The organism is Streptomyces sp. NPDC001843 (genome assembly GCF_042891955.1).
Classification (GTDB): domain Bacteria; phylum Actinomycetota; class Actinomycetes; order Streptomycetales; family Streptomycetaceae; genus Streptomyces.
The window spans coordinates 1-23,597 of the sequence record NZ_JBIATQ010000023.1 but is presented as its reverse complement, the minus strand read 5'-3'; the positions used below and the strand labels follow the sequence as shown (position 1 = coordinate 23,597).

Genomic DNA, 23,597 nt, shown 5'->3' with positions numbered 1-23,597 from the left:
GGCGCCCGCCGCGCTGCCGCTCCGGAAACACAAGGCGCCAAGCAGCCTGCTGCCAGATTCGTAGGTCCCCATCAACCCGAGGCACGGACCTGGCCTGGCTGTACGTAGAGCATGTTCGGGTTGTGACTGTGCGGCCCATAGCCGCTGGAGGCGTTCACGAGCAGGCCTCGCCCGGGGGAACCTGCCAATTCCAGGACCATGCGTCCTGCTCCCGCCCGGTGTCGCACCAGGTCACGACGGCTTTTGAGCCACGGCGGCCGTACTGGTAGCCCTGCGTCACCTGAAGGAGTTGCCTGCCCGGAGCCAGTGCTGCTGGAATGCCTGCCACTGCGCCGCGAGGGCAACCGTGCGATTGCAGCGTGAACGGACCGTCAACGTGATCGTCACGGCGACGATGAGAGCGATGACCATAAAGGCGCCGGGGCCGGGGTGCATTGCCGCATCCTGCATCGTTCCGCCACAGGGCGGCAAACGCTCCTGGGCATCGAAGACCAAACGGCCACTTCACCCAAGAAGCAAGAAGGTCCGGCACCCCGAACTGGGAGGGTGCCGGACTGGGATCGTCGAGAGATACGCGCGGGATGCTAGATGGCCGGCGCGCGCAGAAGGCGCTCCTGGGTGGCCTCGGGCAGCACCCGCCGCAGGACCGGTGCGGTCGAGCTGAGGGAGGCGGCGAAGGCGGCGACGAGATCGTGCGGGACGCTGGCGGCGAACGATGCCGCCCACAGACACGGTGCGCCGAGCACGGGCTCAGCCCACGCCTGCCATCCGGCTGGCCCCGCCTCGTCGTCCTCGGCGGACAGGGCACGCGGGTCGGCGTCCTGGATGAGGGGCGGGACCTCGCCGAGGCTGAAGTGCGAGGTGAACGTCGGGTCCGTCGCAGCCGCCTGGGGCTGGTCGATGTCGCGGAACCATCCGTGGGCGGCGACAGCGTCGAGGACCAGCTCGGATCCGGCGAGGTGCGCGGTGGGCTGGTCGCTTGCGTCGAGCGCGACGAGGAAATCGGCCACCGCCTCGCCGGGAACGTCGCGGGTGAAATAGGCCGACCACTGGGCGACCGGGCTGCTCGCCTCCTCTCGGGCGGAGATCTGCCAGGCGATCGGCAGCTCGCCCAGGTGGAACGGCTCGTCCGCCAGGTTCCACTGGGCCCATCGCAGGGCGTCGGGGCTGATGTGCAGGACGGTGCTGCGCAGGACCTGGCGGTCCTCCGGGGCCTCGCCCGGCTCGTGCCGTCCGCGGACGATCGTCAGGCTCATCCAGCCCAGGCCGGTGAGCGCGTCGGCGACGACGTCGTAGAGGCGCCCATCATCACCAGCCAGGTGCCGAGGGCCGACCCAGAACGCAGGCTGGCCGCCGCACGGCGTGGACGAGTCGGGCGGGAAGTCGGGGTACAGGGGCGCCTCCAAGGGCTCGGTGCGTATCTAGTTGCCGCCGGCGCGGCGGCGGTGGCGGCGCGGGGGTGCCTTAATTGGGCACTGCCACGTCAGCTCGATGGCGACCTCCGGTGCCAGGTGTCCTAGCTGTGCGTCCTCGTCACGCCCTTCAGCGAGGTAGACGACGGTCCGGCCGGTCTCGTCGACCGACTGCAGGACCTGCGTCAAGCGGTGGGCCATCGGGAAGAACGGATTCATGGCCTGGCGGACCGGAGCATTCGGGTCGCAGCCGGACAGCAGGTCGATGAGATCGCCGACGGTCATCTCCGGGGACATCACGAACAGCCTCCAGGGGTGCGGGGAAACGGGGCGGTGGAGGGGGCCGCCGTTCGGACGGCCAGCTCGCTCACAGGGCGGGCATTATCTATCGACGTCCGCACCGTCAGAGGCGGCGTGAGGTCTCCAGCACGCGCGCTACGGCGGCGGCGACGATGTCGGCCGGCGTCTCGGTATCGAACGACAGGTGATAGCCGCGGATCTTGGCGGTGCCGGTGACGGCAATCTTCCATCCCTCGCCATCCGTACCGGGGCGGCCGAGCGGGAACCAGCCGAGGTAGAACCTGCCGTCCTTGCTGCTGACGTGCACGTCCGCGCGATCATCGACGATCAGGTGGAAGTCCTCGGCGGAGAACTGGTCCATCACCACAGTCGGCTGGCCGGGGCCGAGCTGCCACTCCCGCTGTCGCAGGGCTTCGACGGTGGTGGAGAAACCGGGGCTCGCAGCGGCTGCGGTCACGGGCAATCACCTCTCTGACCTGGGGTTTCTTGCAAGGTCGTCTACGTTGACATGCCCCCGCTCTCGTTGGCCAGCCGTTCCGGGATCTTTCCTGTCTGCCCCCGGCGAACTGCTGTCCTCTCACATCCAACCGAGGCATTTGACAGCGAATCCAGTCGTCTTGACTTCTAGTGACGCCCGGCAAAAATGCGCAAATTCTTCACTCTGTACTTCGACGCCACCGGGACCGAGCTCTTGGCGTGCAGCGGTGTCAAACGCTCTCCGAGCCCCAGCACGAAGGACTCCATCGAGCCCTGAAGTGATCCGCATACGCGAGGAGCAGGTCGTGGAGGCAGGCAATGCCGACTCATCTCGACTGCGGCCAGGTATTGCGGGACAAGCCAGGGTGATCAACTGCTCGGGGCAACAGAATCTTTGCCCTCGATGCGATCCAACTGGCGTGGCTTCAGGGGGGGCGGCCGGCGAACGTCGGCCTCCGATCGGCCCCGGCGCCGTGGCCACGGGACGAGGGCCGGAGTGCCGGTCGGGACTATGCGGCGCCCGAGCCGTGGGAAGTCCAGCGACGCTGAGGAATGCTCCAGATCATCACTGTCCCGGCCGGCAGCGGCCCGAGCTCGACGCGGAACATCTGGTGGACGGCTTCCTTGCGGTCCGTGCGTGGCGGCGCGTCGTTCGTGTACTGGAAGCCCTTGCCGAGGTTCGCGCCGTCGCTCGGCTCTTCGACTATGGAGAACCTGCCGTCGTGCATGGCGGACAGGCTCTCCAGAATCTGCAGGAACCGGGCTTCCGCGTCGGGCTCGTTCTCTCGGCGGCTGCGCATGTGCCGGGAGAGGTCGGCGAGCGCTTTGACGCTCACGACCACGTCCCTGACCATCCGGAGGTAGTACTCGCTCTCGTCCTGCCATCCACCCAGCGGCGCGTACTGGCGCACGTCCACTTCCAGGGAGGAGGTCAGCGTCAGGACCTCGTCGATCTCCTCGTCGCTGAGCCCCTCCAGGTTCAGCTTGAGAACCGGCCGGTCAGTCATGTGATCCACCTTCCCGCGCCTGGGCGCTGTGTCTCGTCCAACTGCGCGGATCGTCCCCGCAACCCCGGCCTACAGCCCGGTGTACGCCCACCCTGCCCAGAACTCCGGGGCCGCATACGGCACGGACTCCGGGTCCTCGCCACCGAGCTCTGGGCGGAGCTTCTTGTAATAGGCACCATCAGAGACACCCAGCAAGGTCTTTACGGTTGCGGTCCGCAGCCAGCGTTGTGCGCCTGCAAGGGCTTCCGGACCGTTGAGGCCACTCCTGAGGTTCGAGTGGAACTCATGCAGCAGGAGTGCCGCCGCACGCGTGTCGCACTCCCACTGCACGGCGACGACGGCGCCCGCCCCCGCCTGTGTCAGCGCTCCCGGAATCCCGATGGCCTCGTCGTGGAGCAGGAGGTCACCGATGTGGCTCTCACAGGCCAACAATGCGATGAGGCGTGCGCGGACCGGCCCGGAGACGATCATGTCCCGAACGGTGACTTTGTCGTCTTTCGCGAAGAGATAGCTGTCGAGGGCGTCGCGTTCGGAGGCATTTCCGTGGCAGCACACCTGAACGATGCCTGCTTTGCACAGTGTTGCAGAGAGATCTTCCCTGCCGGCACTTTTGTCAGGTTGCTTGTCGTCGCCGCGCTCCCTCGGTTTCTGGCAGTAGCCATTCGGGCCGGAGAGCAGGTCTTCAACGAGGACGCGTCCCAGTGGCAACTTCGGCAAGGGCTTGCAGCTCGTGTCGGTGACGTAGGCGCCGCTGAGCGGCTGATGCCGGAGGGATTCGCGATGGTGTTCTGCCGCATGCCGGAGCATGCGCGCGTTCGCCGCGTAACGGACCCCTTGAAGGTTCGGGAGAGCGTCCAGGAGGGCGGCGTGGACGGGCAGAACGGATATCTTCCCCACGGGAATAAGGTTGATGATTCGGCGGGAGCCGCCCTTCGTGAGTTCGCCGGCGAGCTTGGCGGCCAACGGCTCGAGGCCGGCACGGAGCACTTCCAGCGCGTTCTGCACCGCACCGGCGCGTGATGCACGTTTCGACATGGCCAGAACTTGTTCGTCGAGTTCTTCCGTCTTCAGCTGCGGGAGCTGGACGCTTTGCGCCCCTTCGCCGGGCGTGACGATGACTGCGTAGCCCTGCTCCTTCGCGGAGGCAAGGTAGATCAGCGGGCCGTGCTCGGCGGTGGAGCGGATGGTCTCGAAGGGGATCAGGGTGTGCTTCGCCGAGGGCATGAGCTTGTCAGCTGCTTGTTCGGCACGCCACAACGCGTTGTGCGCTTCCTCCCGCTGGGAGCGGATCAGGTCGGCGGGAGACCGATGCGCGGCGGGGGCGCCGGGTGCCTCGATGCGGGTCAGGTCCTGCCGGAGCACGGCGGAAAGCTCCTGCTGGGCCTTGAGCAGGTCCCGCGCGGCAGCCGCTCCGGCCGCACCACGGCGTCGCAGTTCGGACAGCCTCGGAGCGTCCGTTCCGCGGAGCATGCGACTGAGCAGGATGGCACGGACGTGTTCAAGTACCTGGACGGCTTCCTGCGGCCGCTCCGCGCACAACATCCAGTAGGCGGCCTCGGCCGCGACGTTCTGCCCGGCGGTCAGGTGCGCTGTGCGCATGTCGACGCGGGTGGGGACTTCCAGGCAGAGCATGAGCACGAGGTGGCGGAAGGCATCGGCAGCGTCGTCGGGCCCACCGTGGTGCTCGGCTGCGTCGGCCCATGTCCGGGCTGCCCCGATCCGGCCGATGGTGTTCGTCCGCGCCGCGGACAGTGCGGCCTTCCGAGCGGCCTCTACGATGGCGCGCGACATGTTGCGGCGGTTCAACGGCCGGCCCCCGGTTCGTGCTCGTCTTCGGCGTTGAGGTGGATGAATTCGAGGGTCACAGTGAGAAGGGAGCTGAAGGCCGTGTCGATGTGCGCTCCCGGTGTAGCCGGCGGTTGCTCGCACAGCCGCCGGGCGTAATCAAGGTCGCGGTCCGGGTCACTCCCGCCGGCCATCGGGCGGAACGTGCAGGGCTTGCTGTGCCACAGCGCCCGACGGACCAAGCACCTGGCCAGAGCGAGCCTTGAAATGTCCTCCGTGCCGGGGATCGCGCGCCTCCAGACGTCCTCCACGGCGAGAACAGCGTGACCGAGGCTGTCGGCGGCATCCTGCATGGTGAACTCCCAACCACCGGGCCGCAGCTCCACCGGTGTCCCGCTCCAGTCCGTGCGGGAGTCCGTCCCGTCCGCCGTCGGCAACTCGAAGTCGTCTCTGATGAGGACCAACTCGGACCGAGCGCTCTCATACTTGACGACTCTCTGGGCCCAGGCGCCCGTCCCCTCGGGCGAGTTCTCGGCCGCGCACGCGAATGCCTTGAAGGCCGCTGCCAACCACGCCGCCTCTTGTGTACCCAGCTGTTCGGTCTTCTTGAGCTCATTACCCTCGGCCAACTGCCGTGACTCGTTGGCACGTTCGGCCAGAAAGTGCCAGTGGTCGCCCTCGAACTCGAAGACCGCCGGCCACAGCGGGGGATAGTTGCCAGCCGCCTGCTTGAGGTACTCCAGGATCTCCGGGAAGCTGTCGGTGTCTCCCGTGCGCTCCCGTGCGGCGGCCATCAAGTCACCCAGTAGGGTCGCCACCAGAGCTCTGCTGTCCGGGGAGCCATCGGCCTCGGCAGCGGCCAGCGCTTCCTCCACGACCTGGCAAGCTTCGGTAGCAGCATCCCAGGACTCGTCCTCAAGGCTGTGCATCGTCAGCGAGGTGGCTAGGTTGGCCAGCGCGACTTGGCGCTGGACATCGTTCCGGGCGGCCTTGGACGCTCGTCGTGCCGCGGCCGCCGCTGCCGCCCCGGCCGCGGGTGATGCCACGGACACCAGCCCGAGCCGCATGAGCAACTCGTCCAACTTGGACACGTACCACCTCCGATAGCTGACGAGGGCGGCGACGAAGGCCCCACTGCCGATCGCCGCCGTGGTGCGTACGCCTGCGCCGAACACCCATGCCGCGTCGAGGCCGACCAGGACTGCGACGACCGCGGCCCAGCTGGCCGCCACCGTGCGCGCCCGACACGGCCCGGAGTACCAGAGGTGCTTGACGTGGACGAAGACCGTGACGACGCACCAGGCCATCCACAGGCCGGCCACCGAGACCAGAACGTCGCGACGCCCGCTGGGCACTCCAGCCAGCAGCAGGGCGAACCACAGTGCTCCCAGAGCCCCGACGCCTGCCCCCAAGAACCTCAGAACGGCCTGGACGTGCCCTACCACCGGCCCCTTCAGCGCAGTCATCACGATCATTCCCCCCTCGGGCGGCACTCCGGCCCTGCCACGCACTCTTGGAGCCGGAGGCCCTCAACGGAACACAAGGGCGAGCACCAGCCAGGCGATGAGCAGCGCGAAGTAGGCGACTCCGAGGCGCCAGTAAGCCCACCACACCGCGCCCAGACGGAAGTTCTGCTGCCACTGCTGCGGCGGGACGATGCCTGAGGCTCGGCAGTTGCCGCACACCGACGCGAACCGCAGCACGGACCGCACATGCACTCCGTAACCCTCGCAGTCCGTACAGGCGTGGGGCAGGTAGCGCGGACGGATTTGGTAGCGCTCCCAGGTGAACCTCGCGTTGGCCAGCGGGTCACAGGCCAGGATCACGGCGGGAAGGAGTAACAAGAGCATGATCAGGGCCGCGAAGCCGGCCGCGGGAGGCGAGTGCGGGCACTGCGCATCAGCGGTCTCGAAGTCGGAGAACCCGGCGCGGGTGGCCGCTTCGATCGGTCCGGACAGCCAGTCGGGGTAGCCGCCGAGCAGTCCACCGGACATGGACGCGATCGGGGATGTTATCGACCACAACCCGTTCAGCAGCGGATTCCGCCCCAGGGTGAGCACATCGAGCCCGGTGCCGACGACCAGCACCTCGAACGCTGATCCCAGGACGCGATCCGTGGTGCGGGCTGCCGGAGCCAGGGGCAGCGCGCGGGTGCGCTCCCGTAGGCGCCCGCCTACGTTGAGGGCACGGTTGACCGCCATCACCAGGCAGAAGGCGGTCAGGAAGAGCGCGACGAATCCGACGCTCGTCACCTGGTACCGGTCGCACGTGCTCGCAGCGTGCTGCTGGTCGGCGTAGTAGCCGGTGAGGCGGGCACACAGGGGCAGGAGGAGCAGCAGGGCGATCTTGGCGGGGAGACGCGCGATGAACCCGTCGTCGAACCCGCGGACTCCCGCGCGCGCGATGGCGTAGAAAGGGACGATCCCGAACAGGATCAGGCTGGCGAGAGTCTCCACGGGCCCCCCTTCGCCCACTGACGTGACTGCAATGGGCCTGCCCCTCCACGACAGCGCACGAACACGGGTGGGGGTACGCCCGTGCGAAAACAGGGGCATCGGAGTACTCGCAGGCGCGCGGGCGCGGATGACGCGCCCCGTCTCTCGCAGCTTCGCCACGCCGGCCGGTCCTCCACGACAGCCCTGTGTCCCGCAGGACGCCGTTGCCGGCGGTGCATCACGCCCTTGGAGTCGTCCGGCAAGCCTCGAAGGGGCCTCGGCTGATCACCGATCAGCGACACAGCTGCTGATTCCGCAGCCATGTCGTTCGGATCGGGCGGTCACCTGATCCGGTGACCGGCCGCGTCCTCGTGCGTGTAGTAGCGGTAGAACATCGCCATGAACACGGGCGCGGCGGTCGTCAGGGCCAGGACCGTAGACGCCAGCACGGTGTGGCCACGGCCGCTCAGGCTGTACAGGAACCCGGCCGCGACGCCGGTGAGGGCCGCCCACAGGAAGGCGTGCACCTCGCGCCGCACGTGGGCCCCGAGGTACTGCACGCCCATGCACTGGGCGAAGGATCACCCGCTCGTCAGGTTCCACGAGCGCGAGCAGCGCGGGCCGCAGATCCGGATCAAGGTCCACGGCCTTCTTCCGGCCGCCACCGGCCTTGCGTACCCGGTCCAGAGGCTCCTCGCCGGCCTCCAGCTCGTCCACACCCTTGCGGACCGTCGTCTCGCTGACCTGGGCCGCCCGTGCGACCGCCCGGATACCACCATGTCCCAGGATCCTGGCCTCGGCCCCCATCAGTAGCCGCCGCTGCCGCTCGTCCAAATGCGGGAACAACACCTCGAACTTCACAGCGAGTTGGCCACGGAACTCGTCGGAGGCGCTCATACCACAACAACGAGCCCACATCACGGGAAGCAACACCTTGATTCTCTGCGAGCCCTTAGCTTGGTGAGCTTGCGGTGACACATGAATGTCGCGGCGATGACAGTGAAGGCGAGGAAGTGTTCCGGCTTCCCGCTCCTAGCGGCGGTGGAGGCGTGGGCACGTGCTGGTTGGAGCCGCGAACGAACGCTCGACGCAGTGCGAGCCAGGGACCCGCGGCAACAGCAGAGCTCACGGAATGTAGTCAGCCTCCTAATTGGCAGGCGACCTATCGCCCGTCGCGGCCCCCTCCTCAAGAAGATCGAGCCGATACGGCCTCACCATCTGATCAACGGCTTCCCTGGAAAGCATTATGCTCAAGGACGATTCCTAAGACTGACACCGCCGTGCCATCCCACTCGCGGGCTGGGTCTTCGGAACATGGCCCGCCCATAGAGCTGTTGGTGATGGGCTTCCGTTTCGACAACCGGGCTCACCATGGCTGGAGCGGGGAGCCAGCGGCGTCCAACCCGTAGCGCAGGGCATCCTTCCAGCGGGTATCGCCTCGCAGGAGGCGTGACTGGGCGAGGTTGTGGAGGCTGTGGATGTCCCCGGCGTCGAGCGCTGCGCGGAAGAGGCGCTCCGCGCCGTCGTGGTTGCCAGCCACCTGTCGCCAGCCGCCCATGATGATGAGGGCACCGGTGTCACCAGTGGCGAGGGCGGCGCGATAAAGCTTCTCGGCACCCTTCTTGTCACCGGCCATTTCGCGCCAGCGCGCCAGTTCCGTCAGCGCGTTGACGTCACCCTTCGCAGCGGCTTCGTGGGCCAGTTTCTCGGCCCCTTCGGCGTCACCGTCATCCTCTCGCCACCGCATGAGAACAGTGCGTGCCGTGACATCCCCGGCTTGCGCAGACACGCTGTAGTAGTACTCGGCAGCGGCTCGGTCTCCAGCCTCCTCCCAACGGCGAGCCGTCGCGTTGAGACCCTGGGTGTCCCGAGCCTCCATCGCCGCCTGGGCATTGCGCTCGCTGCCAGTTCGGTCTCCAGCGAACACCCGGATCTCGGCCAGGAGGGCGAAGGCCCTAGTGTCTCCGGCATCTGCCGCCATCCTGGCGAGCTGATCGGCGCTCTGCCGGATGTGCCTCCCCCACTGGAGCTCGTCGGAGCCCGACAGGTTTCTCGTGTACGTCAGCCTGTCCAATAGTCCTCTGGCCAAGCTTAGAGCCACGCCGGGATAGCCGTTCTCGACGGCTTCGCGTGCCAGGCGCACTGCACGACGGTCTTCGTCGTAGCGCGTGAATTCGCGCCAGGCCAGTTCCTGGAGCACATCGGTGTCCCCGTTCGCGACTGCGGCCACGGCGAGGCGCTCCGCCATCTCCAGAGCGTCTGCAGGAAGTTGGGGGGAACCACGGCGGCTGCGGAATCCCTCATGTGCCTCAAGTGCACGCTGTTCCAAAGCATCTAGGTGGCGCAGGGCTGCCTTGGCCCGCGCACGGGCCTGACTCGGGTGCCCTGTGTCTTTCACTGCCGAGGGAATAGTGACCAGATCGGCTGCTTCTTGGAGCCGTCTGGCGGCATCATGGTCATCCCTTGTTTTTCGTGAGTGGGCGAGCGAGCGCAGGCCCTGAGGATCACCGGCGGCTGCGGCCCTGAAGGCGAACTCTTCTGCGCTGCGTACGTCCTGGACCTCTTCGCACAGTTGCGCCAGCGTTACCAGCACCGTGTCGTCACCCGCCTCAGCGGCGGCACGGTACAGGCGTTCTGCATAGGCGAGGTCACCGCTGGCGTCCTGAACCTGGGCCATTGCCCTGAGCGGACGGGTGTCTCCGGCCTCCGCCGCGAGGCGGGCCAATTTCTCGGCGGATTCCGTGTCTCCGGCCTCTGCTCGATCGCGGACCAGAGCTGTGATGGCCTGCGTGTCCCCGTGCTCCGCGCCCGCTCGTGCCGAGGCCTCGGCTCCTTGGGCATCGCCCAACTTCTCGCGCAATCTGACCAGCTCACTGTGCACACGGTGGTTCCCGGCCCGGGCCGCGGCCTCGTACAGCGAAAGCGCGTGCTGAAACCGTGCTCTGCGATAGGCGGCGTGGCCGAGCACGCCGAGATCTTGAGGGCTCTGCACGTGGCGGACGGCCGCGTCCCAGAAGGTGGCAGGCGGGGAGACGGTGCGGCGGGCGGCGCGGCCCAGCTGTTCGAGGTAATCGGCCAAGCGGTAAGTGGGCTCGGCGCCGGATTCGCGGGGCACCGGCAGGGGGACCAGGGGACCGGGGACGCCATTGCAGGGTTCGGTGCAGTAGACGAACGCCTCGTCCGCTGCGCCGTCGCCATCCGGTGGCAGGTAGCCCGCGTCGCGGTATCCCTGCGCGGCCTCTGTCAGGAGGCGGCAGGGAAGGGCAGGGGCGTGACCGAGGCGCCGGTAGTCCATGGCCGCCTCAATCAACGTGGCGGCTGCCCGGGGCGCGTTGCGATAGCGGGAGAGTAACTCGGGCACCCCGGCGAGATATTGAGTGATCTGCCCGTTGGCAGCTCCGGTCAGTGCGAGTGCCAGGCGGGGGTCGTCCGCCGATGCGCCGCGGGCGGCTTCGAGGTCCTCGTCGGTGAAGGCTGACGGGATGGACACATGGAAGCCGACGCCGGTGAGCAGTTCCCGCTGCTGGGCGAACGGATCAGGAACGCCTGGTGCGGGCCGAACGGTGAGCGGCGCCCAGAAGTCCGGCCACATGGTGGCCACCACGAGGATCGGCGCCTGATTAGGGGCTGCGAGAGCAGTGCGCAGTTTCGCCGTGATGCGCTCCGCCACGTCAGGGACAGTCTTGAGGAACAGGTAGTGCTGGGCGTCGTTAAGCCAGACCACGGTCCGGGGCGGGATCCGCGCGATCCCGTCCATGGCTGCTTGCGGCCGCGTGGGGTCGTAGGGATGCCACACGGTCCATTCGTCCGGGAGTTGCCGCACCGCTTCCCATGCAGCCCTGGTCTTACCCGTCGACGAGCCACCGACGAGGGTCACAAGGGTGCTTTGCCCCTCCACGGCACGGTCGACCACCGCCCGCAGTTGTGCGTCGTGGTCGCGTATGACGTAAGTCGGCAGCCGGGGCAGTCGCTCCTCTCCGGGGACCTCGATGGCCCGGTGCACCTCCAGTCGGAACGGGTCGAGCGATCGCACCGGCGTTCCCTCCGGCGGCTTTGTCGAGCCGTACCGGTTAGGGGCGCTCTCGATGTGGACTTGGTGGATGTAGGCGGTGCCGGCGGCAAAGGCTCCAGGCGCGCTAGCCGCGATGTGCCCCGGGGAGGAGAGTCCGGTCAGGCCGGCGAGGCCGGACCGGACCCCGTAGGGTTTGCGAGCGGGTTCCCGAAATTCTGGACGCCCGCTGCGTATCCGTGGTTCTCGGCATGAATGTGTACATCACCGGCCACAGCCAGACCCGCCGTCCCTGCGCTGGCACTGCCGCGTGTACGTCGAGTGATGTCGTCGGCCCACGCCTGTACCTGGGCGGCGATGTGCTGCCGTTCCTCTGCCCTCACATGACACAGGAAATCGAGGAAGCGCTCCCTCCAAGCGTCGGCCACGACACCCCGCTGATCATCGGCGCCCGCCTCGGGCGCCCCGGCGATCACGGCTGCGGCGGACGCATCCAGGCGCTCCAGCTCGGCCTGTATGGCGACCTCGTCGTTCCGTCCCAGCCAGCGGGCCGTCGTCGCACGCACTGTGGCCCACAGCTCCGTTCCGGCCGAGGAAGCCACAGCCGTGCCTGCGGCGGCAGCCGCCGCTGTCAACGCATCCGAAAGCATCCATCCCCTCCCACCCCTTCGGAACGGTGCGACTCTTCCCCTTCGTAAGGGAGTTGAACCATCCAACGACTGGGCCGGCATCGCTAGGGCGTGGGGGAACCGTGTCCTGGTTCTCCGGTTGCCGAAGCCTCCACCGCCGCTACGTGCGGAAGCCGGAACACTTCCTCGCCTTGACTGCCATCGCCGCGACACCATGTGTCACCGCAACGCCACATCACCCGTTCGGGTGACCGGAAAGTCATCCCGCTGCGGCGGTTGAGGCCGCCCCGGGAAGATCGGCGACCGTGGCACGGGTGCCGATGGGTCTTGACGAGCTGGTTGAGCGCTGGACTCTGCCAAAGGACGATTTTCGATCAGTAGCCAGGGTGCCCAGGACGAGCCGGACGGCCACTCCCCAACAACTTACGGAGACCCGATGGACCCGGAAGCACTCAACGACCTCGTCCAGACCGGAGGCGCAGCGATCGTCGCGGCCATGGTCACCGATGCCTGGCAGGCTGCCCGTGTCCGGACCGTGCGGCTCTTCCAGCGCGGTGGCCGTGACCCGCAGGAGATTGAAGCCCAGCTGGACCGCAGCGTCGCGCGCGTGACGCGTGAAGGGACCGAAGCTGCTCGTGTGGACCAGGTCACCCGGTGGCGGGACGACCTGGAAGACCTTCTGAGCGAATCCCCGGAGGTTTCGAACGACCTCCGGGCTCTGGTCCGTGAGGTCAAGGCGCAGCTGCCGCCAGTCCAGCAGCAATGGGTGCAGCACATCACCGCATCCGCTGGAGGGGCCACTTCCCAGGGCGTCATGTTCGGCAACATCATCAACCACTCCGACAGCCCCTCGGAAACCGCCGCTACGGGCAGCGGGGCGGGCAGCGCCGCCGAGGATAGGCAGGGCAGGAGAGCGTGAGCGCAACAGACGGCCCTCAGCCGCAGTTCGTACAAAACGTTACGGCTGTCAATGGGTTCGCCTACGGTGCGATCGGCGCTGACATCCACGTTTTCGGCGACGGCTCACCGGTCTACCTGCTCAAGAACTGGCAACCCGCCGTCCCCGCCGACCCTGCGTGGCTCCGCGAGCTGCCGAGCCGGATGCTCAATTCCCGCTTCGAAGTGGTGCCGTTCACCGGCCGGGAGACCGAGCTCGCCGAGCTGAGGGCCTGGCGGGACGGCGGACCGCGGCTCGCCGCGCGCTGGATCCACGCCCCCGGCGGGCAGGGCAAAACCCGCCTGGCGGCCCGGTTCGCCGACGAGACCCAGGACGGCGGCTGGCGGGTGGTCACCGCCGTTCACGGTCCCGGCTCCGTCCAGCCGCCGCCCGGTAGCCAGGACCTGACCCTGAACGGGCACGGCGGGGTGCTCCTCGTCGTCGACTACGCGGACCGTTGGCCGCTCACCCACCTCACCTGGCTCTTCAGCGACGCCCTGTTGCACCAGGACCTGCCAACGCGGATCCTGCTGCTCGCCCGTACCGCCGACGCCTGGCCTGCCGTCCGCGCCTCGCTCGCCAATCACCGGGCCACTGCCTCCAGTAGAGCCCTCGATGCCCCACCCGACGGACCCGCCATGTACCGGGCGGCCCGGGACGCCTTTGCCGTACGGTATGGGGCCCCAGTCGGCTCCGTCCCGGGCTCGGCGCCGTCGTACGAGCTGACCCTCGCCCTCCACATGGCCGCGCTCGTCGTCGTCGATGCCCAGGTGCACGGCCGTCGCGCTCCCACCGACCTGGCCGAACTCACTGTCTACCTGTTGGATCGGGAGCACCTGCACTGGGCCACACTGCACGCCCGTGGCGATGCCGGCGCCACTCCGCCCGCAGCCATGAACAAGGCCGTCTTCGCCGCTGCCCTGACCGGAGCAGCCGACCGCACGCACGGCATCGAGGTAGTACGTGAGCTACGGCTCGGTACCCCCGTCGACCGCGTCCTCGACGATCACGCCCACTGCTACCCGTCCGCGCGGGACGGCGGGGGCACCGTCCTCGAACCGCTATATCCGGACCGCCTCGCCGAGGATTTCCTCGCCCTCACCCTCCCCGGTCACCAGGCCGACTACCCGGCCATGGGATGGGCCGAGGAGGTCATTGGCGCGCTCCTCGGCCGGCACGCCGGCCGGGGCGTCACCTTCCTGGCCGCCGCCGCACAGCGTTGGCCGCACGTCGGGCCTCATCACCTCTACCCGATCCTCGCGACCGCGCCGGGCCTCGCGCTCGCCGCCGGGAGCGCCGCTCTCAGCGCTCTCGCTGCCCTGGACGACGTCCCCCTCCGGCTGCTCGCCGCCGTTGAAGAGCGGTTCCCCGTCGGCCGCCACGTCGAGTTGGACGCCGGGATGGCGGCCGTGACCCGGCGGCTCGTCACCGAACTGCTCGCCCTGGACGACAGCCCCGTCTCCCGCGCCGTCGGCTGCCAACACCTGAGCACCCGCCTCCTGAACGCTGGGCTCGACGCCGAGGCCCTGGAGGTCGCCCAACGGGGGGTGATCGCCGCGCGGGAGCTCGATGACGATGTCCCGGTGCTCGCTGCTGCCTTGGGCCGACTCGGCGACTGCCTCGCCCACAATGGGCGGCCGGCCGAGGCCCTGCGGGCCACCGAGGAGGCCGCTGCCCTCGCCGAGGCCGAGCGTGCCCGGCATGAGCCTCTCTACGCCGGCATCCTCGCGGACCTCGCCGTGCGGCTTGCGGAGACCGGCCAGCACCAGGACGCCCTGGAGGTTGGCGAACGCGCGGCGATGGCCTTGCGCCGGCTCTCCGCCGCCGACCCCGCCCACAAGCCGCGACTGGCCGACGCCCTGCACGCTCACGGGCGCCAGCTCTCCCACCAAGGGCTTCAGACCGAGTCCGTCGCAGTCTCCCGCGAGGCACTTTCCCTCCGGCTTTCACTCGCCGAACAGGACGCGGCGGGGCACGAGCCCGGCCTCGCCGCCTCCCTCCTCACCCTTTCCGCGCAGTTGGCCAGGGAGGGACGGAGAGCGGAGGCTCTGGCGTGCTCTCAGCAAGCGGTGGAAAGCATGCGCGCCCTGGCCCGGGCCGACCCCACCGCCCACGACGCCGGTCTTGCACACGCCCTGAAGGTCCTCGGCGCCGACCTGGCCGAGACGGGACAGCTGATGGAAGGGATAGACACGACAGCCGAATCCATCGCCGTCTGGCGCCGCCTCGCCCGGGACAACCCAGCCGCCCACTCCGCCGAACTCTCGAAGTCTCTCTCCAACCTCGCCCTCCTCCGCCTTTCCGCGGACCCGCCGACCCAGGCACTGCCCGCCGCCGCGGAAGCCGTCCAGCTCATGCAACTCCGCCACGCCGATGCGCCCGAGCTTCATCGGGCCGACCTCGGCCGGTGCCTGTCGATCCTGGCCGTCTGCCTGGACGCGACCGGCCGCCGGCAGGAACGCATCGAGGCGGCTGTCGGCGCCGTCAGGCAGTACGAGGCCGCGTGGAAGGCCGACCCGGTGCGGTACGCCTTCGACCTCGCACGGGTCCTCCACCAGATGGGCCGGTACCTGGCGGACGACGAGCGCTGGGCGGACGCGCTCGGCCCGCTGGAAGGCGGGCTCGCCCTGGCGGAGGCGTACGTGCACGTGGACCCGGCCACGTACGCACCCCTCATCTCCGAGTTGCGCACGGCGCTCGACCACTGCCGGCGGCGGATACGGCAACCATGGTGGAGACGACGAGGCCAGCGCCCCCGGGGGTGACACCCGCGACTCTGTCCTCGCGACCGCGTACGGTACGGCGGGTGCTGAGGTCGGTGGTGCCGGGCGAGCAGGCGTTGACCCGGCAGCCGGTCATGAGCCGGGTGATTGCCCCACATGCGAGTACGGCCGCCAGGCCGTACCCGGGCCATGGGGGAACCAGCGTCACTCGATCCATGACCAGCAGCGCTGAGCCGACGTAATCCAGTTAAAGGACTCCTTGATCGGTCGGGGGAGGTCAGCGGGTGCGGCCGACGACTGGGGTAGCCGGCTGGGTGGGAGTGCTGCGCGGGGTACGGCCAACCGCGCGCCCGGGTGTGGACGCGGCCCAGGCGCCCGGGAACCAGACGGCGGTGTACTGCTCGATGGCGTCGCGCAGCCCGGTGGTGACGGCCCCGTCCCACGGCGGGCGGCCGGGGCGGTGATAGGTGTCGAAGGTGCCGTACTGCTTCGTGTTGGGGCGGGTGTTGGTGGCTTCATCGCGGCGATGGAAGGTCCCGTGGTCCACGAAGCTGAGCACCACTGCGTCGATCTCGCCGCGTTCCGGGTGAACGACGGCGACACGCAGCCCTCCATACGTGTCCGCGTGGATCGTGCGGGTGAAGTCGATTCGCATCCGCAGCGGTGCATCGGGGATCGGGACAGCGAAGTAGGTGTTGCCAACGACGGTGTGGTCGTGGAAGGGAAGGCACAGCTCGGTGAAGAACTCGGCGGCTTGCAGGGACAAGAGAGGCTCCGGTCGAGGTCTGGCTGGTCCTAGCGGCGCGGGCCGGGCAGGGCCGGTCGGCTGGTGGTGCTCCAGCGCGGAACGCTGGCTGCGGGCAGCGCAGCCGGACGGCGGTATGCGACGGCCCGTTGCACGTCGAGCGGAGTGGGAGCCGGCGGGCCGGGCGGGAGGATCGGGGTGAGCTGGGCCATCCCCTTGATGTAACTGGAGGTCACCGCGCGCCACCGGGGCAGGGGTGCCGGATCGGCGACGCACTCGGTGACGGCGGTGAGCAGGGCGACAGGGGTGTCGGTGCTGGCCGTGGCGTACCAGATAGGCCGGTCGACGGACTTGCCTGCCCACAGCTGCCAGCGGGCGTCCCGTGTGGTCAGTTCGGCTTCCGGATCGAGGGCGCCGGTGGTGAACTCCATGCCGGCGAGCCCGTCCGGGGCTTGGACCGCAAAGACGCCCCAGCGCGGACGGTCGATCTCCCAGCCCTGCTTCAGAAGCGGCACGACCGCGAGGAAGGGATCGTGTTCGTCGATGCCGGAGACCGGCCGGGCAAGGTAAGCATCCGGCCCCTGCTCGTACGCCGTGGCCAGGACGGTGGTGAACGCCTGGACAAGCTCGGTGGGGACGCGGTCGTTGAAGCAGACGCCCCACGCCGGCGACCCGAAGGAGTCCTTGTAGGCGTTGATGCGCCAGAGTCCGTCGTCCTCGCCTTCGGGCAGGTAGCCCAGGCGCACGCGCCGGTCAGGAGCGCTCACGTACACGTTGGAGTCCTCGTCGTACCGCAGGTCCCAGCCAAGTTCGAGCAACGGGGCGAGGGCGGGGTCGCCGGTTCCGGTGGTGGAGGCGAGGTGGCGCGGGGAGACGTAGACGTCGCCGTCGATCTCGTGGTGCGAATCGGGCTGTGGTTTCATCGGTCCGCCCTCGTGGTGACGGTGATCTCGTCGGCGGCGGTGTCGAGGCATTCGGTGACCTCGGCGGTGGTGCGGCCGGTAACGATGTAGAACCCGGCCCGGGCGGTGAACAGGTCGCCGTCGGGCGGCAGGACGAGCTGGTCGCCGATCTCGCGGATCCACTGCACCTGGCGCAGCCAGGGGGTGTGGGCGGCGAAGGGCTGGTTGATGTGCCGCGCGGTTAGGGTGCCGGAGGCGTCCGGGTAGAGCATGCGGATGCCGGCAGCCCCGTTGCGGGTCGGGGTGAGGTCCGGCGCTCGGCCGCAGGCGAGATCGGCGGCGGCCCGGGGCAGGTCGATGCCGGTGGCGAGACGGACGAGGTGACCGATCATGTCGCCGCCGATGCGCGCGTTGACCTCGATCAGCCTGGGCCGGCCGTCCACCAGGCGCAGCTCGACGTGCTGCACGCCGTCGGTGATCCCCAGGGCCTTGACCGCAGCAGCGGCGGCTGGGGCGACCTGGGCCAGGAGCGGGTCGGAGGCATCGACGGTGTGCCCGGTCTCGGCGAAGTACGGTGCGGGGCCCAGGTGCTTGCGGGTCACGGCGACGGCCGTGGTCACGCCGCGGTGGGTGACGCATTCGACCGAGAATTCCGGCCCGTCGAGGTACTCCTCGACCAGGACGCCGGTGTCCTCGCGGCTGCGGTTCGCCCCGGCCGAGGCGAATGCGAACGCGGCGGGCAGTTCTTCGGGCTGGTTGACGCGGATCACGCCGATGCTGCCCGCGAAAGCCGCCGGCTTGATGACCGCCGGCAGGCCGAGGGTCATCGTCGCCAGGCCGGCCTCCAGCAGGGTCCGCGCCTTCATCGAGGCGGCCGAGGGCACGCCGTGGCGGGCGAACAGGGTGCGTGCGGTGGCCTTGTTGCGGCAGGCCCGCATCACCTCGACGGACGTCGCGGACAGACCGAGCGCGCGGGCGAGGCGGGCGGTGGGGACGAGGTGCCACTCGTCCCAGGTGACCACGCCGGCAAGGTCGTGGCGCTCGGCCAGCGCCCGGCCGCCGGAGAGCAGCGCTGCGTGGTCGCTCAGGTCGACGACGGCGTGGTCGACGATGAACGGCTTCTCCCACGACGGCTCGGTGCCGGTGAGCAGGACGACGTCGTACGCGGCGGCCACCTGCTCCAGACAGTAGCCGCGATAGGTCTCGTCTCCGGGAGAAACGACGAGCACGAGGGGACGAGCGGACAAGAAGGGGTTCTCCGTATCGGTGGACGGCAGGGCGAGAGAAGAGAGGGGCGTCTCAGGCGGCACGGCGGCGGCGCAGCTCGAACGCCGCAGCCCAGTGCGGGTGTGCACTGATCAGGCGGCGGGCGTAGAGGGCGGTGTAGTTGTTGTTCAACCCGGCGATCCCGTGAGGGAGCTGCCGGCGCAGGTCCTCGAACAGGTCCTTCAAGCTGACCCGAGTAGCGCTGGCGGCCAGACGGCGGGCGGCCATGCTCTCCAGGGCCCGGTAGACGTGCGGGTTGCGGGCGTCGAAGGCGTGGTACTGCTCGGTGATGGTGCGACCGGCCGCGCGGTGCGATCCGAGGGCGGCGATGGACATGACGTTCTCCACAGGGTGGGGGCGCAGCAGGTTCAGGCGCGCAGGGCGGGATCAGTGCGCAGGCGGGCGAAGGTGCAGAACAGCCCCAGGGCCTGCAGCGCGGCGCAGACGGTGATGACGTGGCCCAGCGCGTCGGGTGGGGTGAGCGCGGTGAGCACGCCGGTGACGGGGAAGGGCAGCAGGAGGATGAGGATCGTCGCCGACAGGGTGCTGCCGAACTTCTCCGGAGGGATCAGACGGGAGCGGAGGGTGCGTAGGACGACCGTCATGCCGCCTTCGCCCGCCATGAGGACCGCGACCAAGACGAGGTAGGACCGGTAGTCGGGGGCCTGGGCAGCGGCGAGACAGCCGAGCGAGGAGACGGCGGCGCAGGCGGCGCCAACCGGCCACAGGCCGAGGCGGTCGAGCGCGAACCGGCAGAGCGTGACGCTGAGGAGCGTCGCTGCGGCAGCGGCGGACCAGACCAGGCCGACAGCGGTGGTGGACTGTCCGAAATGCTTGACGACGATCACGGGGCCGGCCGCTTGGAAGAGGCCGGTGGCCAGGTTGGACAAGGTAAGCCCGGTCACGAGCCAGCCGAGCGCGGGCAGCGAGCGGATGGTGCGCCACCCGGTGAGCAGTCCGGCGCCGGACTGCCCCTTCGGCACACGGGCCGGTGCCACGGGCGAGGGCGGGGTGCGCAGGGCGAGCAGCGCGGCAAGCAGCGAGAGCATGGTGATCACCGCGAGCATCGACGGCGGCCCGGCAAGCACGAGCACTCCGGCGAGCGCCGGACCGGCCAGGGTCGCCGTCTGGTCGATGCCGAGCAGGACAGCCTGGACACGGTGGGCCCGCCGTCCTGCTCGGCGTCCGGCGGCGGCACCCGCGGTCTCGGCCGCGATATAGCTGAACTCGGTGAGCACGCCGGTCGTCGCCGCCAGCACCATCACGGTCGCGCTCGCCACGGTGCCGGACGGGTGGAGATGGAGCAGGACCGCGCCGGCGGCGAGAGCCAGCGCCCTCCCCAGGGAGGCCAGGTGGAAGACCACCGCGGCACCGCGCCGGTCAACGACCGATCCGGCCCACCCAAACGCAGCAAGCCGCGGGATCCACTCCAGGGTGAAGGCGGCGCCCGTCAGCGCGGCGGATCGCGTCGTGGCCAGGACGAGCAGCGGGATGCCGTAGGTGGACATCGCGAACGCCAACGCGTCCGCCGTGCGCGGCAGGTAGATGCTGCGCATCAGCCCGCCCGTGTGGCGTGCGTGCCGGGGTGTGACCGTTGCGTTCACGCGACCGGCTCAGGCTCAGACGCCCTGGCCACTTGGGGGTTGTCGGCCAGCCACTGGATCAGGAGCGTGCGGGGACGAGCCAGTCCCGCCTCGGCTCCGTCGATCAGCGGGGAGGGAGCATCGGCTCGCTCGGCGGTGAGCGATGGTGCCAACACGTCGAGGACGTGCCGGATACGGCTGCTGAACTCGCAGACGGGGGCCGGGACGGCGTGACGCCGGGCCCAGCGGGCCATCGCGTCGTACAAATCTGCCAACTCCACCCCGGAATCGGTCAGTTGCAGACCGGCACCGGGCGCGACCCGGACGAGACCGTAGGCGCGGGCCGTGTCGGAAGCACTCCGCAGTTGGTGCGTGGAGAGGTCGGGCAGGATGCCGGCCAGGCGTCGCGGCGGTATGGCGCCGTTGTCGTCGATCTCGGTGACCAGGCGGACCAGGGGGCGCGAGACGAGGAGTTCGACAGCGCGGTGCACTTCGGCAGAGCTGTAGAGGGTGCTCATCGGCGCGGGCCTCCCGCCGGGATGGCTGCCTTCGGGCGGGCGGTCGTGGCGTGCGAGAAGAGATCGCGGTTGTGCCACGCCGGAGAGGACTGGGGCGTCCGAGCGGGTGGGAGCGCCGCGGGGGCCGGCCGTGACTGGCTGCTGCCCCACGGCCTTTGCGCGGGCTTCGCCTGCGGGTTCCCCCAGACCGGGTGTTGGGACGCCTGGTCAAGGGGCTGCCCGGCGGACCAGGCGGACAGGGTGCCGAGAACGGGGCTCAGGCCGTCGCCTGCTGCGGAGAGCCGGTAGGGCCGGCTGGTGCCCTTGGTGTCGACGAGACCGTCGGCGACCAGCTGCCGCAGCGGCGGGTAGATATTGCTCCAGTCGCTGCTGGGCATCACGATCCGGGCCAGGGCCCGCCCGCTGACCTCCTGGCGGGACTTGAGCACCCACAGGATGGCGGCGGCGTGACGCCGGGTGAGCAGGGTGAGGCTGTCCTCGATCTGATCGATCGCGGGCAGCGGGCGGTCCGCCTTCTCCAGGTGTTCCTCGGCCCAGGTGACGATCATCGGCAGGACCGGCAGCAGGGCGACACCACGGTTGGTGTGGCCGTAGGTCACGTGCCGTGAGGTGTGTTCGGTGCGTTCGACGAGTCCGGCGTCGCACAGCGCCTTGAGCTTGGGGTGGAGTTGGCCGCTCTGCAGCCAGGACACCTTGGCCGCCAGCTCGCTGTAGCGCAGCGGCGGGCCGGAGAGGGCCAGGAGGATCCTCACGTTCCAGCGCGGGGTGATCATGGCCAGGGCCTCGGTGACCCGGGCGATGTCGGCGTCGGTGTCAGGGGGCAGAGCGGTGATGGCCAAGGAAGGAACTCCTGGGTGAATGAAAGGGGGATGGCCTGCGGGTCAGCGGCAGTGCGCCACTCTCTGCGCCGCAAGAGGCGGAGCTGGAGCAGGCGGCGAGGGAGTCGGCGGGGCCGGCGTCGGGGCCGGAATGCGGGCCAGGCTTTGCAGGACGGCGGCGACCGATTTGGCCTGGACCTCGCGGACGGCGACGGCTTCGGCGAGGCGGCGTGCACCGTCGAGGAGGTGGGAGACCTCGTGCGGGCCGATCTGCCGCTCGGAGTGGATGAGCCGGGCGAGGTGGTCGCGGTGGAAGTCGATGCTGCGCTCCGCGAGGGCGAGATCGTCGTGCATGCCGAGCAAGGCGGAGAGCATGCCGGGCGGCTGGTCCTGGGCGTGGGCTTCGAGGTCGGCGAGCGGTGCGCCGTACAGGTCCTCGATCCGTCCGGCTATGTCGGCGGACGTGGTGTGGGGCAATCGGGGGCTTTCACGGTCGGCGGGCCCGGGCCGCCCCGGCACGCGGGGGTGCCGGGGCGGCGGACGGGTGCAGGGTTGCGGTGGTCCTGAGCGGTGCCGTGCGGACGGGCCGGGCCTGCTGCGCAGGCGGCGGCACGGTGCGCAGCAGCTCGCCGAGGGCGGCGCGGTAGCCGTCGCGGGCCTCCAGTGCCGCGTCCAGCCACTGTGCGTCGAAGCGGAGCCTGTCGGCCGACAGTTCGCTCATGTTGCGGTCGGGATCCATGTCGGCGTGTACGCGGTCGCGGACGCGGGCGACCTGCTCCTCGGTGAGTGCCAGGAAGGACCGCAGTTCCAGGGCCCGGACGAGCGCGGGCGAGGCATCGTGGCCGGCAGCCGCCTCGTACAGTTCGGGTACCGGCTTCCCGAAGACCTTCTGCAGGTCACCGTCCATGGTGCTGGCCTTGTCCCGGCTCATCGGGCGGCCCTCGTCGACCGCCACGCCGTCGGTGCGGCTGTACTCGCAGGCCGGTTGGGGGCGCTGGTCTGCACCGCCGGCCCGGTGCGGGGCCGAAGACGGGCGAGTCGCTCTGCGGCGAGGTCCTTCTTCCCCGGGGCGTCCGGGTCGAGGAGCCATCGCACGACCAAGGCCCGGCCGTCGCGGGCGGTGACGGCCGCGTTCACCCGGTGAGCGAGGCCCATCGTCGGGTCGTCGACCTCGCTGGGCTGGATATGCAGTGCAGCGAGCAGGTCGTCCTCCGCTCGCTCCAGCACGGACTGGGCCTCGACGAGAAGGCCGTGCCACTTGACGACGTCGGTGGCTTCAGGGTTCGCGGTCGGCGCGGCGGCGACCGCGGCCTTCAACTGGTCCATGCCCATGTCGAAGCGCGCTTCGATCCGTTCGGTGAGCACGCCCACGACATCCGCAGAATCCTCGGATATGCCGTCGGACAAAAGGATCTCCTGTTCTGGAAGGCCGATGCCTAGGGAATGTGACGGGCGCGCCCGAACCTGGCGGATCGGCCGCTTACCGGGACGTGCTGAAGTCCGGTCAGTCCAGGCACATACGGACGTCGCGGTAGACGTACGTGCCGGAGACCCAGCCCTTCACGCCGGTCGTCTTGTCCGTGATGTAGACCCAGTTGCCGTTCTTCTTGGAGACGGTGAACTTGTGGCTCTTGTAGAGCAAGCCGAGCGCCGTGGACTTCGAGCTGGCTTTGGATCGGATGGTCACGGCCTTGGCGTGCACTTCGTACGGCAGCGGCGGGAGGGACGAGCAGCTGCGAGCGGGGAGAGCGGAGGCTGCGGTCGGTGCCGCGTTGGCGGTGGTGGCGGACAGCACCGGCAGAGCGAGTGCGCCGAGCATCGCGGCGGATATGGCAATTCGGGTGGAGCGCATGCGGAAGGAACCTCCGTGAAGGCGTGGGGAAATGTAGGGAAGGGCGCCGCGGGGTTGTCGTTGTCCCGGCGGCTGTATAAGAGTCCGGAGAATCGCCGGTTTGGCTAATACTGCAGCCGCAGTTACGGGGGTCGGTGGCCGCGGCGGCGGTAATGGCTGATCCGGGCTCGGTGTTGGTGGCGTCGCCGCCAGTGTGACC

24 protein-coding genes and 1 pseudogene are annotated in these 23,597 nt (G+C 69.4%); 2 read left to right on the top strand and 23 right to left on the bottom strand.

Features of this window, described 5'->3' with window-relative positions; all coding sequences use genetic code 11:
* Nucleotides 1–276: 276 nt before the first annotated feature.
* The 12 genes and pseudogenes from ACFYZQ_RS37105 to ACFYZQ_RS37050 all read right to left on the bottom strand — a co-directional run bounded on the left by ACFYZQ_RS37105 (nt 277) and on the right by ACFYZQ_RS37050 (nt 12,075).
* Complete coding sequence (locus tag ACFYZQ_RS37105; RefSeq protein WP_389157904.1) at nt 277–495, bottom strand: hypothetical protein; 219 nt, start codon at nt 493–495, stop codon at nt 277–279.
* Nucleotides 496–584: 89 nt separating this feature from the next.
* Nucleotides 585–1,406 carry a DUF317 domain-containing protein gene (locus tag ACFYZQ_RS37100; RefSeq protein ID WP_389157902.1) on the bottom strand — a complete coding sequence of 274 codons (822 nt, stop codon included), beginning with the start codon at nt 1,404–1,406 and terminating at the stop codon, nt 585–587.
* A 15-nt stretch (nt 1,407–1,421) separates the two neighbouring features.
* Nucleotides 1,422–1,712 carry a hypothetical protein gene (locus ACFYZQ_RS37095; RefSeq protein WP_389157900.1) on the bottom strand — a complete coding sequence of 97 codons (291 nt, stop codon included), beginning with the start codon at nt 1,710–1,712 and terminating at the stop codon, nt 1,422–1,424.
* Nucleotides 1,713–1,815: 103 nt separating this feature from the next.
* On the bottom strand, nt 1,816–2,169 hold the full coding sequence (locus ACFYZQ_RS37090) for a DUF317 domain-containing protein (protein WP_389157897.1): 354 nt from the start codon (nt 2,167–2,169) through the stop codon (nt 1,816–1,818).
* A 529-nt stretch (nt 2,170–2,698) separates the two neighbouring features.
* Entirely contained in the window at nt 2,699–3,196 is a 498-nt protein-coding gene (locus ACFYZQ_RS37085) for a hypothetical protein (protein WP_389157894.1), read from the bottom strand.
* Nucleotides 3,197–3,265: 69 nt separating this feature from the next.
* Complete coding sequence (locus ACFYZQ_RS37080; RefSeq protein ID WP_389157892.1) at nt 3,266–5,002, bottom strand: CHAT domain-containing protein; 1,737 nt, start codon at nt 5,000–5,002, stop codon at nt 3,266–3,268.
* Nucleotides 4,999–6,447, bottom strand: coding sequence for a hypothetical protein (locus ACFYZQ_RS37075; RefSeq protein ID WP_389157889.1), 1,449 nt, complete (start codon nt 6,445–6,447; stop codon nt 4,999–5,001). Before ACFYZQ_RS37075 ends, ACFYZQ_RS37080 begins: the two co-directional genes overlap by 4 nt.
* 63 nt (nt 6,448–6,510) lie before the next feature.
* Nucleotides 6,511–7,437: a hypothetical protein gene (locus ACFYZQ_RS37070; protein WP_389157886.1), complete on the bottom strand. Its 927-nt coding sequence runs from the start codon at nt 7,435–7,437 to the stop codon at nt 6,511–6,513.
* Nucleotides 7,438–7,757: 320 nt separating this feature from the next.
* A complete protein-coding gene (locus tag ACFYZQ_RS37065) occupies nt 7,758–7,982 on the bottom strand; it encodes a hypothetical protein (RefSeq protein ID WP_389158086.1) in 225 nt (74 codons plus the stop codon).
* Between the two features lie 19 nt (nt 7,983–8,001).
* Nucleotides 8,002–8,313 (bottom strand): annotated as a pseudogene (locus tag ACFYZQ_RS37060) (ISAzo13 family transposase); the annotation flags it as partial.
* A gap of 469 nt (nt 8,314–8,782) precedes the next feature.
* Nucleotides 8,783–11,449 carry a hypothetical protein gene (locus ACFYZQ_RS37055; protein WP_389157883.1) on the bottom strand — a complete coding sequence of 889 codons (2,667 nt, stop codon included), beginning with the start codon at nt 11,447–11,449 and terminating at the stop codon, nt 8,783–8,785.
* Between the two features lie 137 nt (nt 11,450–11,586).
* Nucleotides 11,587–12,075, bottom strand: coding sequence for a hypothetical protein (locus ACFYZQ_RS37050; protein ID WP_389157881.1), 489 nt, complete (start codon nt 12,073–12,075; stop codon nt 11,587–11,589).
* Between the two features lie 415 nt (nt 12,076–12,490).
* On the opposite strand from ACFYZQ_RS37050, the gene ACFYZQ_RS37045 reads away from it, so the two are divergent.
* Entirely contained in the window at nt 12,491–12,973 is a 483-nt protein-coding gene (locus ACFYZQ_RS37045; protein WP_389157878.1) for a hypothetical protein, read from the top strand.
* Nucleotides 12,970–15,756 (top strand): tetratricopeptide repeat protein, encoded by a 2,787-nt coding sequence (locus ACFYZQ_RS37040; RefSeq protein ID WP_389157875.1) that lies wholly within the window; start codon nt 12,970–12,972, stop codon nt 15,754–15,756. The genes ACFYZQ_RS37045 and ACFYZQ_RS37040 overlap by 4 nt, the downstream gene beginning before the upstream one ends.
* A 235-nt stretch (nt 15,757–15,991) precedes the next feature.
* Here ACFYZQ_RS37040 and ACFYZQ_RS37035 read toward each other — a convergent pair whose 3' ends face one another.
* The 11 genes from ACFYZQ_RS37035 to ACFYZQ_RS36985 form a co-directional block, all read right to left on the bottom strand.
* Complete coding sequence (locus ACFYZQ_RS37035; RefSeq protein ID WP_389157872.1) at nt 15,992–16,480, bottom strand: hypothetical protein; 489 nt, start codon at nt 16,478–16,480, stop codon at nt 15,992–15,994.
* A gap of 29 nt (nt 16,481–16,509) precedes the next feature.
* Nucleotides 16,510–17,382, bottom strand: a complete 873-nt coding sequence (locus ACFYZQ_RS37030; protein ID WP_389157869.1) for a DUF317 domain-containing protein — start codon at nt 17,380–17,382, stop codon at nt 16,510–16,512.
* Entirely contained in the window at nt 17,379–18,608 is a 1,230-nt protein-coding gene (locus ACFYZQ_RS37025) for an ATP-grasp domain-containing protein (protein WP_389157866.1), read from the bottom strand. The genes ACFYZQ_RS37030 and ACFYZQ_RS37025 overlap by 4 nt, the downstream gene beginning before the upstream one ends.
* A 52-nt stretch (nt 18,609–18,660) precedes the next feature.
* Nucleotides 18,661–18,963: a hypothetical protein gene (locus ACFYZQ_RS37020; protein WP_389157863.1), complete on the bottom strand. Its 303-nt coding sequence runs from the start codon at nt 18,961–18,963 to the stop codon at nt 18,661–18,663.
* 32 nt (nt 18,964–18,995) lie between these two features.
* Nucleotides 18,996–20,183 carry an MFS transporter gene (locus ACFYZQ_RS37015; protein WP_389157860.1) on the bottom strand — a complete coding sequence of 396 codons (1,188 nt, stop codon included), beginning with the start codon at nt 20,181–20,183 and terminating at the stop codon, nt 18,996–18,998.
* 44 nt (nt 20,184–20,227) lie between these two features.
* The gene (locus tag ACFYZQ_RS37010) at nt 20,228–20,728 is read right to left on the bottom strand and encodes a regulator (protein ID WP_389157858.1); all 501 of its coding nucleotides are present in this window, start codon (nt 20,726–20,728) and stop codon (nt 20,228–20,230) included.
* A complete protein-coding gene (locus ACFYZQ_RS37005) occupies nt 20,725–21,567 on the bottom strand; it encodes a winged helix-turn-helix transcriptional regulator (RefSeq protein WP_389157856.1) in 843 nt (280 codons plus the stop codon). The genes ACFYZQ_RS37010 and ACFYZQ_RS37005 overlap by 4 nt, the downstream gene beginning before the upstream one ends.
* Nucleotides 21,568–21,609: 42 nt before the next feature.
* Nucleotides 21,610–22,023 (bottom strand): hypothetical protein, encoded by a 414-nt coding sequence (locus ACFYZQ_RS37000; protein WP_389157854.1) that lies wholly within the window; start codon nt 22,021–22,023, stop codon nt 21,610–21,612.
* Nucleotides 22,024–22,033: 10 nt separating this feature from the next.
* Nucleotides 22,034–22,477, bottom strand: coding sequence for a hypothetical protein (locus ACFYZQ_RS36995; RefSeq protein WP_389157852.1), 444 nt, complete (start codon nt 22,475–22,477; stop codon nt 22,034–22,036).
* Nucleotides 22,474–22,953: a hypothetical protein gene (locus ACFYZQ_RS36990; protein ID WP_389157849.1), complete on the bottom strand. Its 480-nt coding sequence runs from the start codon at nt 22,951–22,953 to the stop codon at nt 22,474–22,476. The genes ACFYZQ_RS36995 and ACFYZQ_RS36990 overlap by 4 nt, the downstream gene beginning before the upstream one ends.
* A 97-nt stretch (nt 22,954–23,050) precedes the next feature.
* Entirely contained in the window at nt 23,051–23,398 is a 348-nt protein-coding gene (locus ACFYZQ_RS36985) for an SH3 domain-containing protein (RefSeq protein WP_389157846.1), read from the bottom strand.
* Between the last annotated feature and the right edge of the window lie 199 nt (nt 23,399–23,597).

What these genes read in the sequence shown, in the direction of transcription:
- ACFYZQ_RS37085 (WP_389157894.1), bottom strand. Translation starts at nt 3,196, where the DNA reads ATGACTGACCGGCCGGTTCTCAAGCTGAACCTGGAGGGGCTCAGCGAC.
- ACFYZQ_RS37075 (WP_389157889.1), bottom strand. Translation starts at nt 6,447, where the DNA reads ATGACTGCGCTGAAGGGGCCGGTGGTAGGGCACGTCCAGGCCGTTCTG.
- ACFYZQ_RS37065 (WP_389158086.1), bottom strand. Translation starts at nt 7,982, where the DNA reads ATGGGCGTGCAGTACCTCGGGGCCCACGTGCGGCGCGAGGTGCACGCC.
- ACFYZQ_RS37050 (WP_389157881.1), bottom strand. Translation starts at nt 12,075, where the DNA reads ATGCTTTCGGATGCGTTGACAGCGGCGGCTGCCGCCGCAGGCACGGCT.
- ACFYZQ_RS37045 (WP_389157878.1), top strand. Translation starts at nt 12,491, where the DNA reads ATGGACCCGGAAGCACTCAACGACCTCGTCCAGACCGGAGGCGCAGCG.
- ACFYZQ_RS37030 (WP_389157869.1), bottom strand. Translation starts at nt 17,382, where the DNA reads ATGAAACCACAGCCCGATTCGCACCACGAGATCGACGGCGACGTCTAC.
- ACFYZQ_RS37020 (WP_389157863.1), bottom strand. Translation starts at nt 18,963, where the DNA reads ATGTCCATCGCCGCCCTCGGATCGCACCGCGCGGCCGGTCGCACCATC.
- ACFYZQ_RS37015 (WP_389157860.1), bottom strand. Translation starts at nt 20,183, where the DNA reads ATGCGCAGCATCTACCTGCCGCGCACGGCGGACGCGTTGGCGTTCGCG.
- ACFYZQ_RS37010 (WP_389157858.1), bottom strand. Translation starts at nt 20,728, where the DNA reads ATGAGCACCCTCTACAGCTCTGCCGAAGTGCACCGCGCTGTCGAACTC.
- ACFYZQ_RS36995 (WP_389157852.1), bottom strand. Translation starts at nt 22,477, where the DNA reads ATGAGCCGGGACAAGGCCAGCACCATGGACGGTGACCTGCAGAAGGTC.
- ACFYZQ_RS36985 (WP_389157846.1), bottom strand. Translation starts at nt 23,398, where the DNA reads ATGCGCTCCACCCGAATTGCCATATCCGCCGCGATGCTCGGCGCACTC.